The 12,135-nt window shown below is 39.7% G+C and carries 8 protein-coding genes and 2 pseudogenes; 1 reads left to right on the top strand and 9 read right to left on the bottom strand.

Going from position 1 to position 12,135, the window contains the following annotated elements:
• Positions 1–229 precede the first annotated feature (229 nt).
• The 3 genes and pseudogenes from E2I05_RS15455 to hpf form a co-directional block, all read right to left on the bottom strand.
• Complete coding sequence (locus tag E2I05_RS15455) at positions 230–736, bottom strand: IS110 family RNA-guided transposase (protein WP_121855044.1); 507 nt, start codon at positions 734–736, stop codon at positions 230–232.
• 733 nt (positions 737–1,469) lie between these two features.
• A pseudogene (locus tag E2I05_RS22650) lies at positions 1,470–1,847 on the bottom strand (IS110 family transposase); the annotation flags it as partial.
• A gap of 946 nt (positions 1,848–2,793) precedes the next feature.
• The gene (gene hpf, locus E2I05_RS15445) at positions 2,794–3,159 is read right to left on the bottom strand and encodes a ribosome hibernation-promoting factor, HPF/YfiA family (RefSeq protein WP_121855165.1); all 366 of its coding nucleotides are present in this window, start codon (positions 3,157–3,159) and stop codon (positions 2,794–2,796) included.
• An 882-nt stretch (positions 3,160–4,041) separates the two neighbouring features.
• On the opposite strand from hpf, the gene E2I05_RS15440 reads away from it, so the two are divergent.
• Entirely contained in the window at positions 4,042–4,722 is a 681-nt protein-coding gene (locus tag E2I05_RS15440; RefSeq protein WP_121855164.1) for a cytochrome b/b6 domain-containing protein, read from the top strand.
• Between the two features lie 77 nt (positions 4,723–4,799).
• Here E2I05_RS15440 and E2I05_RS15435 read toward each other — a convergent pair whose 3' ends face one another.
• The 6 genes and pseudogenes from E2I05_RS15435 to gcvH all read right to left on the bottom strand — a co-directional run bounded on the left by E2I05_RS15435 (position 4,800) and on the right by gcvH (position 12,123).
• Entirely contained in the window at positions 4,800–5,255 is a 456-nt protein-coding gene (locus tag E2I05_RS15435) for a c-type cytochrome (protein ID WP_121855163.1), read from the bottom strand.
• Positions 5,256–6,344: 1,089 nt separating this feature from the next.
• Positions 6,345–6,851, bottom strand: a pseudogene (locus tag E2I05_RS15430) (IS701 family transposase); the annotation flags it as partial.
• Entirely contained in the window at positions 6,820–7,884 is a 1,065-nt protein-coding gene (locus tag E2I05_RS15425) for a transposase (RefSeq protein ID WP_425325197.1), read from the bottom strand. The pseudogene E2I05_RS15430 and the gene E2I05_RS15425, both read right to left, overlap by 32 nt.
• Positions 7,885–8,383: 499 nt before the next feature.
• Complete coding sequence (locus E2I05_RS15420; RefSeq protein ID WP_121854808.1) at positions 8,384–8,581, bottom strand: hypothetical protein; 198 nt, start codon at positions 8,579–8,581, stop codon at positions 8,384–8,386.
• Positions 8,582–8,772: 191 nt separating this feature from the next.
• Positions 8,773–11,661 carry an aminomethyl-transferring glycine dehydrogenase gene (gene gcvP, locus E2I05_RS15415; protein ID WP_121854809.1) on the bottom strand — a complete coding sequence of 963 codons (2,889 nt, stop codon included), beginning with the start codon at positions 11,659–11,661 and terminating at the stop codon, positions 8,773–8,775.
• Positions 11,662–11,733: 72 nt separating this feature from the next.
• On the bottom strand, positions 11,734–12,123 hold the full coding sequence (gene gcvH, locus E2I05_RS15410; RefSeq protein ID WP_121854810.1) for a glycine cleavage system protein GcvH: 390 nt from the start codon (positions 12,121–12,123) through the stop codon (positions 11,734–11,736).
• Positions 12,124–12,135: the final 12 nt, after the last annotated feature.

Raw genomic sequence — 12,135 nt, 5'->3', positions numbered from 1 at the left:
CTGTCATATATTCGGCCTATTTATCAATAGATTAACCTTGTAGCCCTGATGGTTATCCGCCCCTATTACCTTATCAATTATCACGACCTATAACGGTCTTAGGTATTATCAGGTTTCAATAGAGCGGTGCTGAACCGTTTTTCACCAATTAATGTGTTGCAAATTCTGGAGCAACCCGTTGAACATTAACCTTATTTAGTAGCTTTGCTACTCATTCTCTTTCTTACTGTTAAGCTATTTTCAGCTTGTATTCTTCGTTGTGGTTAAGCATTGCCCAAGCCATACGAGCCATTTTGTCGGCTAAAGCAACAACGGCTTTGTTGAACGGCAATCCTTGCTTTAGTTCCTGACACCAGCGGCTCACTCGGTCGTTTTTCGTCTCTACCCGAGTGATGACAGAGCGAGCACCGTTAATCAATTGTTTTCTTAAATACGCATTGCCACGCTTACTTACCCCTTTTAAGTTCGGGTTGTCGTCCGTTGTGTACTGTTTAGGCACAATGCCAAGCCAAGCACTGAAATGTCGACCATTTTTGAACTGATTACCATCTCCCATTGAGGCATATAAAATGGTCGCAATAATTGGTCCAACTCCTGGCATGGTCATCAGTTGCTGACAAAGTGAATTTTGCTGATTCACTTGCTGTATTTTTACATCAATTTCATTGAGTTTCTTTTTGATATGCAACAATTCTTCTTGTAAGTCACTCAGGCAACCTCGTACGCCATCAGGCAATTCATTTTCGGCATCTTCAACCTAAACGTTCATGATAGGCATAGATGTCATATGCGTTTACTTTGACTACTATTTTTCTATCACCCTACACCATGAAAATTGTATTCGCTGAGATTTGAAGATTATTTCCAACCTAAGCTAAAGGCGAAGTGATTTTTAGCTTTTATGCTTTCACTAACAGGCTTGGGAATAGGTGTTAGCGGCTATTTTCACGGTAAATAAATCGGTTGGGAGCGTTCATATACGCAGAAAAAATTACTGATAGCAAGGCATGAAATGCAGCAAGTAGTGATTCTACTTGCAAAATTTATAACGCAGCTAGCGGTGGTTTTGGCAAGTATATGAATGTTCAGCACTCACCTGATGGGTGAATTAGGGTTGTTTAGTTTTGTATTTAACTTCAATAGATTAAATCTAAATTGTGCGTTCAACCGATTTATTTAGGTTCAAGGATGAAAGGTAACTCTGCTTTCAACTTAACGGCTCCTTTCGCTACAGTAATACCAAACTCAGCCAATAGACTACGAATTTGATTGCCTAGCGCTGTTTGCATTTTAGTCCGTTGCTCTCTTAGGGATGTCGCAGTTCAAATAATACCAATTTAAATTTCAACGCTTAATTTGTCATACCTGCGAACGCAGGTATCCAGCGACTTGTGCCCAAATTAACCAAAGACTCTGGACTCCTGCGTTCGCAGGAGTGACGATAAAATTGGTATACATTCTTCCGCCACGTCCCTTATTCGGTGCAGTACTTGTATTCCTTGCTGCTCAACCGTTTTAATCGGGACGAAACGCATAGAGTTTCGTTGAGATGCTTCCGCTATTGCCAAAGCATCGTTGTAATCGTTCTTGTTCCCCTTTCTAAAAGGCACTACGTACTGAGGTGCGATGGCTTTCACTTAATGACCCAGCTTGTTAAATTCTCTCGCCCAATGATAGGTACTGCCACAAGCTTCCATAACAATAATTGAAGGCTCAGTGTTCACTATAAACTTCAGCAACTCTTGAGGCTTACGCTTAACTCGTTTAATGACCTTTCCAGATGCGTTAATAAACACTAAATGAAAAATGTTCTTTGCAATATCAATTCCGATTGTTATTTTAGCCATGTGACTCTCCTCATTAAGTTTCGTTGCTTTTTCCTCCACATATCATGGCGCATTTTGACGCCGAGGGGGAGTGAGGAGAGTCCATACCATTAATTACAGTAATTAAATGCTCAACTCAGAGCTATGTATGTGCGCAAAGTGCAATCGAAATTGATGAAGACATAGTTATTACCGACATACAAAACTGTCGTTATTAAGTACCTGTCGATAAGTTCTTTGATAATTATTGTGTTCAGGTTTAGTGCTATACAAGACGCAATGTAGGGCGCATAGCCGTAGCTATGTAACCGAAGTTGCAACACCGTAGAGTGCTGAAGCTGGGCACTAGAAAATCTTAAGAAACTTATGGTCAGGTACTTACATTGCTACGTTGAGACAGTTTTGCGTAGTAATTTGGACACATACAAGTCTCGAAGGGCAAGGCTAAAGGATTCCATGACTACGTTACAAGTTTTTGAATTATCCCGACAAAAGCACGAAGTGCGTTGAACGCCAGCTTTGTATGGCGGCCGTAGGGTATATAGTACTTCAAACTTGCGCCTTGTACTGAAATCCTTTAGCTCTTGCTGAGTGGGAAGTTAATTACTGTAATTGGTATTATTAGATATTCAAGTCGCAAAAATAAAATCATGGAAAGATGAATAAAAAACGAAAGCGCACCTAAAAAGGTGCGCCGGTATGCCAACATAGGCATTGATATTAAGTATTAACAATACTTCATCTTCTCCTTTTGTTGTTCTTGTGTTGTATATTCCAAAACATATTAACTTAAAATATTAACTTACATTCATAGCTGCATAACTTCATACTAAAGGGGGAAGGCTGGCAAATATTTGTTTTGGTTATAACCAAATGATTGATAGAAGATCATCAATTATCTTTTTTAAAATGCTCAGCCTTTTTCACAACAGCGCTATAATGTAATAAGCTCCTTACTAGTAGTTAATTAAGCGGCGTACTCTTCATTGTGTTCATTATCTAAATCTGCGTCGTAAATAAATTCTTCATTTTGCTCTGGAGTAGTATAGCGTTGTGCAGTCGGTTTATCTTGAGTTCGATTTAACTGCTTTTCTAGTTTTTGACCCATTGCGGTAATAGCAGCGTATAAATTTTCATTTTTAGCGTGAGCAAACAACTTTCCATTAGGTATACCAACAGAAGTTTCAATTTTAAAGATTTGTTTTTCTTTTGTAATAATAATGTGCGGATTAATAAGGGGTACATCGTGCCTTGCTAATTTAGCGTATCTTGCCTCAACACGCTTTCTGATTGTTGGAGTGACTTCAAGATGTTTGCTCGTGATTTTTAACATATTTCGAACCTTTTCTTATTGTTTCCGTGTTTTCAGACTACCAACATGAAAAAATAAAAGTGTGATCTGCATCACACAATTGTGTTATCCATTCACGATTGTTTTATTTTTCATCGACCAGATCAAAAGTATGTGATAAAAGCCAACTCCCTCTTGTCATGGCTTAAAAACTCCTTCATATTTGATGGGATTTGCAAGTTAATCAGCGGCTAATCATTCAGAAAATGTGGCGAAAATGTTCATCACCATGACACTTTAAAAGAGTGTCTCAAGTCTCTAAAAATTATTAGAAAAGAATATTAATCTTGAGTATTTAACTATGAGCGCCCTATTTTCCATGGTTTTTTTGATAATACCAATTACAGTAATTAAATGCTCAACTCAGAGCTATGTATGCGCACAAAGTGCAAACGAAATTGGTGAAAACATAGTTATCTACGTTGAGATAATTTTGTGAAGTATTCTTTATAACCCACATTCCGCACCTTTTAAATCAAATAAAAACATTAAAATTTCAACAGGTTAATAACCAACTTCAAATATTAATAACTTACGATTTATTAAAATTCCTATTTATTTTCAAATAGTTGAAATTTGTATTTTATATAGAATGAAGTTCCACTTGTTTTATCCATTTAAATTTAATTATTTTTCAATCGAATACAGGTGCGATAAACCAAAGTGTGCGCATACAAGCTCCCGAAGGGCAAGGCTAAAGGTTTCCATTACTGCGTTGCACGTTCTTGAATTATCCCGATAGTACTTCGAACATGCGCTTTGTACTGAAAACCTTTATCTCTTGCTGAGTGAGAGATTAATTACTGTAATTAATGGTATAAGGTTAAGTCAGTCAGAATTTAGGAAGTTAAGCGCAGGACGTTTATGAATGTAAAAGCTAAAAACATTAAAGTGTGGGATATTCCTACACGACTATTTCATTGGTCACTGATTTTGTTAATGGTAGGGCTCTGGTGGACCGCATCAGAAGGAGAGATGGAATGGCACCAGATACTTGCATACACTCTGCTCATTATTTTAAGTTTTAGGTGGGTATGGGGGGGCATAGGAAGCGAAAGCTCAAGGTTTAAGGGGTTTATTCACTCTCCTGCTAAAACTATAACCTATCTAAAGTCACTAGGTACTCAAAAGTCGATTGAAAGTTCACTTGGGCACAATCCAGCGGGTGGTTACATGGTTATGGCTTTGTTGGTATTAATTTCGCTTCAACTTGTTACAGGCTTATTTTCTACAGATGACATTTACACTGAGGGACCATTATATCCGTTCGTGAGTGACGGTATTAGCGACTCGCTAACATGGATTCATCTAAACTTATTTTATGGAATTTTAGGGCTGGTAGCGGTTCATGTTTTAGCTGTGCTTATTCATGTTTGTAAAGGAGATGCAATTATTTCTGCACTGATCCATGGGCATAAATCGATCCCTGTGAATTCAAATGTTGAGTTGAGTTTCGCCTCAAATAAATTAGCCATCTTACTTATTTTGTTATTAGCAGGAGTGATAGGTCATTTTTTGATTTGGCCAATTTTGAGCGGACTGTAGATCACTAATCAACCTGAGCTTTGAATCAGCAAAGTTCAGGTCAAATTTGATAGGTTAATTACGTTGATAAATTGTTATTAATTTCTTTGCTTGTAACTTTTGTGACAACTTTTACAATTCTTACCCGTAGCACCAAAGGCTTTTTTAATGGCTTTTATATCATCTAATTGAGAAACTTTTGCAAGCTGATTAGCGCTTATTTGAAGCGCTTTCATTTTGTCATCAAAATCGCTTTTGTTTTTCCAGATTTTTGCTAGTACGTCTGTTTCACCTTTATCAGAACCTTCAATAAATCCTTCGTGGGGTAACTGAGCAAGTGCGGCAACGTTGTTGGCTCTTTGTGCAAATATTACTTTATCCATTGGCTTTTTGCCTTTCAGCATTGCAGCCATCTCACCAAAATTATGAGCCATGAGTCCAAAGGCCGCTTTCCGATACTGGATTGCATCTTCTACACCATCAAAGCTATGTGAGAGAGCGGGAGTGGTGATAGCGGTGCTCAGCAGAGCTGACATAATAAACTTTTTAAACATAACTTGTGGCTTCTATTTCAAAAAATATTGAAGAATTGTACCTGAAACTACTCGTTAATGAAGAGGGGAACTTGAAATAAAATGTTAAATTTTTAAAGGGTATTAGGGGCTGCTTATCTTTCAGGATTAAATTTTGTGCTATTTGAGCGTTTATCTATTCAAGGCGTAAGCAGTGAAGCTTAGTTATCTAAGTAAAAACGGGTTACAACACAGAACAGTGAACGCTCAAAAGCATCTAAGACAGCGTAAATTGGTCATTTCTACTGCGTTATCGCTTGCTTATTTGGAATACCAAACCGCACAAGCTCTGTCTTGTATAAAACGACCAATTTATCGCTGAAAAAATAATCACGAAAGATCAACAGCCCCTATGGTCTGTTGATCTTTCAGAATTAAATTTTGTGCTATTTGAGCATTTATCTGTTCAAGGCGTGAGCAGTGATGCTTAGCCATCTAAGGGAACTAGCGATTTAGAAAGTACCAATCAATATTTTAAATTTTTTTTTCATACCAGCAAAGGCTGGTATCCAGTGACTTTTATAGAAAAGCTTAAACCTAAACGTTCATGATAGGCATGGATGTCATATGCGTTTACTTTGACTACTATTTTTTCTATCACCCTACACAATGAAAATTGTATTCGCTGAGATTTGAAGATTATTTCCAACCTAAAGCTAAAGGCGAAGTGATTTTTAGCTTTTATGCTTTCACTAACAGGCTTGGGAGTAGGTGTTAGCGGCTATTTTCACGGTAAAACATCAGTTGAACGCTGAGTATACGAGTAACTGTTTGAGCAATACGATGATTTTATTATTATGTTTTTCATCCAATGAGTGAAATGCTCTACGCTCACAAGCTTGCTAAAATGACTGCTATCTGCGTTGTAACTTTTGCAAGTAGAATAACTACTTGCTGCAAGCTACGCCTTACTATCAGTCATTTCTTCTACGCTTGATAATGCAGTCAACTGATGTTTCTAGGGAGCGCCACGAAGCGCTTTATTCTGTTGCGGGATTTGTCTCAACGTATACGCAGCCAAGCGATTACATGGCCATAAACCAGAGACAGCAACGTTATTATTTACTCATGTTACGCACTAACAGCTTTTAGAGTTTGAAGTTCTGTAAAGGCTGTTTTTAATGCTTTTATATACAGTTTCGCCCTCAGTTGAAATTTATTCATTTTCAGTTTTAAAGCTAAGGTTTCAAGCCTAAATGCACTATAAATTGATAAAAATTGATGATTACTTTGTGTTTTAACTGTATGTGCTGGAGAACGGGTAATTGCCGCATTTGACTTCAGGTTTTTATGGAAGAGTTCAACGTTCCATCGTTTTTGATAGACCGCTTGGATGAACTCATCATCACAACTTAAATCACTGCATAACAAGTAAAGCTCGCCTGTACTTCCATCTTTGTTTTTAAAGACTTTCTTGGATAACTGTAACTCAAAATCTACCCCAGATATCCAAACTTTGACAGACTGCCCTTCTTGAAACTCAAGTGTATCAACCCGTTGTGATTTCTTATGCTTCTTATCATCTTCACTCAAAGAAACAAGACGATTAGATTTGCACGCCATGATAAAATCCTTGTGGCCAGTCATCAACTTTTTTCCCTGTGATATTCTGATACGATGAAGTTCCTTTATGTTTCCCCCAGCGTCTTGAGCGAAGGTTGTACCAAGCTTTAAATAACTCGAGGAAACCTTGATTGACTCCTTTACGGACATAAAGGTAAGACCGTAGAGTGGCATTAAACCCTTCAATGGCACTTGATGCTCTGTGGCGAGTTTGATGCAACGCTTCCACTTGCAGCATAAGTTCGCTGGCACTCTTGCCTAAACGGAGTCGCAACCACTGATAACTGCCAACTAATTCTTTCTGATACCGCGCTATTTTCCAAGGTTTAGCTTTTCGTAATTGGCGCTTTCGTTCAGAGAAGCGACAAGCCACTTCAACGCATTCTTGAGGATAAAGTTCGCCAAGTTTCAGTAACTTTTCGTGAAGTGCTTGAGTTGCTAATGTCAGTCCTTTCAAACGATTTTTTATGTATCTAGCAGCGGTGATGCCATCTTTATGCTCAGTATTTTTTAAGCCATCAACAGCCTTCGTTAGCAAGGCTTCAGCCTGTTTTTTCGTCATGAGGCTACCCGTTTTCATGGAAATACTGGTCAAAGCTTGGTGGAGATGATTTCTGCTTTTCGTTCCACTTTCATATTGCTCAATCGCTTGCTCACATTTCGCTTGCACGCCTAATAAATCAACCATTGCCTGCTGCTTTTTCTCTGTATCGAATACATCTTTACGCAATCTTTTTTCCAAACTAGCCTCTTTATCAATGTAGTAGTACGCCCGACGTTCAACCTTTCTCAGCGCCTTACCTACGATATACAACGCATGGAAAGCATCATCACGTTGCTCTGCATGTTCAAAGCTCATGCTAACGCCTTTCGCTATTCCTTTTGCTCCATCTTTAACGACGTGCTGAGGTGATAATCCTTGTGATTTAGCTTCACCTAAAACTCGTGCCCAAGTTTCACCGTCACGCTTTTGTTCGTGAGAGAGTGAAAATAAATAACCACTTTCGAGATCTATCCCAGCAAGTACGGGGTCACCTTGGCTGAACATCTCATCGATGGCCACACTCTTTATGGCTGATAGCGACACTTTTTCGTTAAATAACTCAGCCTGCTCTTGAGCTTCAACGATAACGCCTTGAATGTAACCGTAACTGACTTTACAGCCTGGATAAATGAGTGGGATTTGTTCTTCAATTGCTCGAATAGAGTTAGGTGCTGTGATTGATAAAGCCACAATAGAACGGCGAAGATGTGGTACGTCAACATTTACAGATGTAATGACATCAGATTCGTCGTTGGTAGTAACAAGGCACTTTAGTGCCGATTGAGCCGCATATTTAGCGGAGTAAACGGCTTTACGAGAAACATTAAATTCATCAGAAAGAGAAGAAACTGCACCATGCACTTGGCAAGCGATAGTTTTTAAGAGAAGATCGAATTTGTCTGAGGAGTTAAGCGGTGTTCGGTCGAGTATCGGCATTTTATTTTGAGAATAGTTTTAGTCGGCTTATTATCTCAATAAATAACGTTTTTCTCCTCAGATTTTCTCATTTATTTGTTACCCGTATCTGATGGGTTCCCCAATTTTCATATAAGTGCCATTGTTCATCCCACGTATTGGCAAGAATAACTATTTTGTCGAAGTGCTGTTCACTCTTAGTGGCTATCGACGAAATAGAAGCATTCTTATCTTGCTGCATGTTGGTTAAGTCAGCTTGTCCGAGCCAAGTAAAAAAAGTATTCACAATTTACGCTTATTATTTATTTGTAAATAATATTACCTTACCTAATATTTTTAACATATAAAAAAGGTGAGCTAAATTGCTCACCTTTATCATTTTTACGACTGAAGCAGAAGTTTCCAACTTTAATTGCAGTTTCTAACTACATTTGTTCGGTTTCCAACTTCAATTGTATTGATCAAACACAAATGTGGTTATTCGTAATCTTCCATCGGCACACATGCGCAGAATAAGTTTCTGTCACCAAAAACGTCATCAATGCGGTTAACTGTTGGCCAAAATTTATTTGCTTTAGTTACGGCTGTCGGGAAAACGGCGAGTTCACGTGAATATGGGCGAGAATCAAATTCTGGATCCATAATGTCAGCTAAAGTATGCGGAGCGTTATGAAGCGGGTTGTTATCGGCTGGCCATAAACCTGCTTCTACTTTTCTTACTTCTTCACGAATAGCAATCATTGCTTCGATGAAACGATCCAGCTCGACTTTTGACTCTGACTCAGTAGGCTCAATCATCAGCGTTCCAGCAACAGGGAAGCTCATGGTTGGTGCGTGGAATCCGTAGTCGTTTAAACGTTTAGCGATATCCATTTCGGTGACACCAGACGTTTCTTTAAGCGGACGTAGATCCAGAATACATTCATGGGCTACTCGATTATTACGACCACTAAATAATAATGGGTAATGCTCTGAAAGCTTTTTGGTTACATAATTCGCATTAAGCATCGCCATTTGCGTTGACTGTTTAAGCCCTTTACTACCCAAAAGGCGAATGTACATGTATGAAATTGGCAATATGCCAGCGCTACCATAAGGTGCCGCCGATACAGCGCCATTATTGTCACTTTCAAGTCCTGGTTTGATGATAGTATGTCCTGCAACAAACGGAGCTAAATGAGCTTTAATACCGATAGGTCCCATACCTGGGCCTCCGCCACCATGAGGAATCGCGAAGGTTTTGTGCAGATTCAAATGCGAAACATCAGCCCCAATGAAACCAGGAGAAGTAATACCAACCTGTGCATTCATATTCGCGCCATCAAGATAAACTTGGCCGCCATACTGGTGGATGATTTCACAAATCTCTTGGACTGTTTCCTCGTATACACCATGAGTAGATGGGTAAGTGATCATGATGCAAGAAAGGTGTTCAGCCACTTCTTGCGCTTTAGTACGTAGGTCGTCGAGGTCGATGTTACCTTGTGCATCACAAGCCGTTACGACAACTTTCATTCCTGCAAGTTGTGCTGAAGCTGGGTTAGTGCCGTGGGCTGATTGTGGGATCAAACACACATTACGATGCCCATCACCACGTGAAGCATGATACTTCTGAATTGCTAACAAACCCGCATATTCACCTTGAGCGCCTGAGTTAGGTTGCATACAAATTGCATCGTAACCTGTAATGTCAACTAACCAATCAGACAATTCGTTGATAAGCTGAGTGTAACCTTCGGCTTGTTCAAGTGGGCAGAACGGGTGCATGTTGGCAAACTCTGGCCAGCTGATCGGTAACATTTCGGCAACCGCATTTAGCTTCATGGTGCATGAGCCCAAAGAAATCATCGAATGGTTCAATGCAAGATCTTTGTTTTCAAGGCGTTTGATATAACGCATCATTTCAGTTTCGCTTTGGTAGCGGTTAAATGTAGGGTGCGTCAAAATGGCATTTTGACGTTGCAAGCTGGCAGGAATGGATGATTCCGTTGCTGCGAGAACTTGCTCATCAATTATAGTGACATCTAAGCCATGATCTTCGCCCAATATCACATCAAACAACTGTGCAATATCTTCACGTGTTGTTGTTTCATCTAGGCTAACACCAAAACGTAGGTCACTATCAATACGTAAATTAAGTTTAGCCGCTGCAGCACGTGTTTTAATGGCAACTAGGTTTGTGCTTTCAAACGTCAATGTGTCAAACCAAGCGCTGTTAACTGGATTTAAACCTTTCGATGCTAAGCCTAACGCTAAGATATCAGTGAAACGGTTAATGCGATTTGCAATGGTTTTTAGACCTTGTGGGCCATGGAATACAGCATAAAAAGATGCCATATTTGCCAGTAATACTTGAGCCGTACAAATATTAGAATTGGCTTTTTCACGGCGGATATGTTGCTCACGAGTTTGCATTGCCATGCGTAGGGCGCGGTTGCCGCGAGTATCCTGTGATACACCAATAATGCGGCCAGGCATTGAACGCTTATGTGTGTCTTTGGTTACAAAAAAGCTCGCATGAGGACCACCGTATCCCATAGGTACACCAAAACGTTGCGCGTTACCAAAAACAACATCAGCGCCCATTTCACCAGGAGATTTAAGCAGTACCAAGGACATGATGTCAGCAGCAACTGAAATTACCGCTTTTTTAGCTTTTAGCTCTGTAAATAGTTCGGTGTAATCGTGAATTTGGCCTTCGCGGTTGGTGTACTGGAACAGCGCACCAAAAAGCTCGTAGTTGACGGCTTCGTGTGCTGGACCGACTACAACATCAAACCCAAAACATTCAGCACGTGTTTTTATTACGTCTAATGTTTGAGGGAATAAGTCATTAGCAACAAAAAATATGTTGGCTTTTTTAGCTTTGGATACCCGTTTAGCCAGTGCCATTGCTTCAGCGGCAGCAGTTGCTTCATCAAGTAAGGATGCTGATGCTAAGTCAAGTCCCGTAAGATCCATCGACATTTGCTGGAAATTGATAATTGCTTCCAGACGGCCTTGGGCAATTTCAGGTTGATATGGTGTATAAGCAGTATACCAACCAGGATTTTCTAACACGTTACGCAGTACGACATTAGGCACTAGAGTAGGGTAGTAACCCATACCGATATAACTTTTAAATACTTGGTTTTTGTTGGCAACATTACGAATGTAATCAAGGCCTTCAGATTCATTGTTTGGGCGCCCAACGGTTAACTCGCGATCTAGACGAATTGACTCAGGAACAATTTGTCCGATTAAATCATCGATAGATTCAGCGCCAACAACATTAAGCATGGCTTGTTGTTGAACTTCGTCGGGCCCAATATGACGAGTGAGAAATAATTCGTGTTGCTCAAGCTGGGTAAGGGTTTGTTTGGTCATGATTAACTCAGAATAATTTTGGACTAAATACAAACAAAGCCCCAATGTAGGGGCTTTGTTTCAACAGACGAGTTACGCTTCGTCGATGATGGCTTGATAGCCTTCAGCATCTAATAAGTTGTCTAGTTCAGACTCATCAGAAGGCATAATACGGAATAACCAGCCTTCAGCAAATGCAGCGTTGTTTACATTTTCTGGTGAGTCTTCTAATTCTTCGTTAATAGCGACAACATCGCCAGAAAGAGGAGAATAAATGTCTGAAGCCGCCTTAACTGACTCAGCTACAGCACAATCTTCGCCTGCAGATAAGGTGTCACCAACATCAGGCAATTCAACAAATACCATATCGCCCAGCAATTCTTGAGCGTGGTCACTGATACCAACAGTGTAGCTACCATCGCTTTCTTTACGAACCCACTCGTGAGAAGTGGCATATTTTAGTTCAGTAGGTAGATTGCTCATTATTGTAATTCC

It is taken from the genome of Parashewanella spongiae (assembly GCF_004358345.1).
GTDB lineage: Bacteria > Pseudomonadota > Gammaproteobacteria > Enterobacterales > Shewanellaceae > Parashewanella > Parashewanella spongiae.
The sequence above is the reverse complement of the archived record's forward strand: the minus strand, read 5'-3'. Positions and strand labels throughout refer to the sequence as shown.

Coding starts and splice junctions, on each gene's coding strand:
- hpf (WP_121855165.1), bottom strand. CDS start 3,159: ATGTTAAAAATCACGAGCAAACATCTTGAAGTCACTCCAACAATCAGA.
- E2I05_RS15440 (WP_121855164.1), top strand. CDS start 4,042: ATGAATGTAAAAGCTAAAAACATTAAAGTGTGGGATATTCCTACACGA.
- E2I05_RS15435 (WP_121855163.1), bottom strand. CDS start 5,255: ATGTTTAAAAAGTTTATTATGTCAGCTCTGCTGAGCACCGCTATCACC.
- E2I05_RS15425 (WP_425325197.1), bottom strand. CDS start 7,884: ATGTTCAGCCAAGGTGACCCCGTACTTGCTGGGATAGATCTCGAAAGT.
- gcvP (WP_121854809.1), bottom strand. CDS start 11,661: ATGACCAAACAAACCCTTACCCAGCTTGAGCAACACGAATTATTTCTC.
- gcvH (WP_121854810.1), bottom strand. CDS start 12,123: ATGAGCAATCTACCTACTGAACTAAAATATGCCACTTCTCACGAGTGG.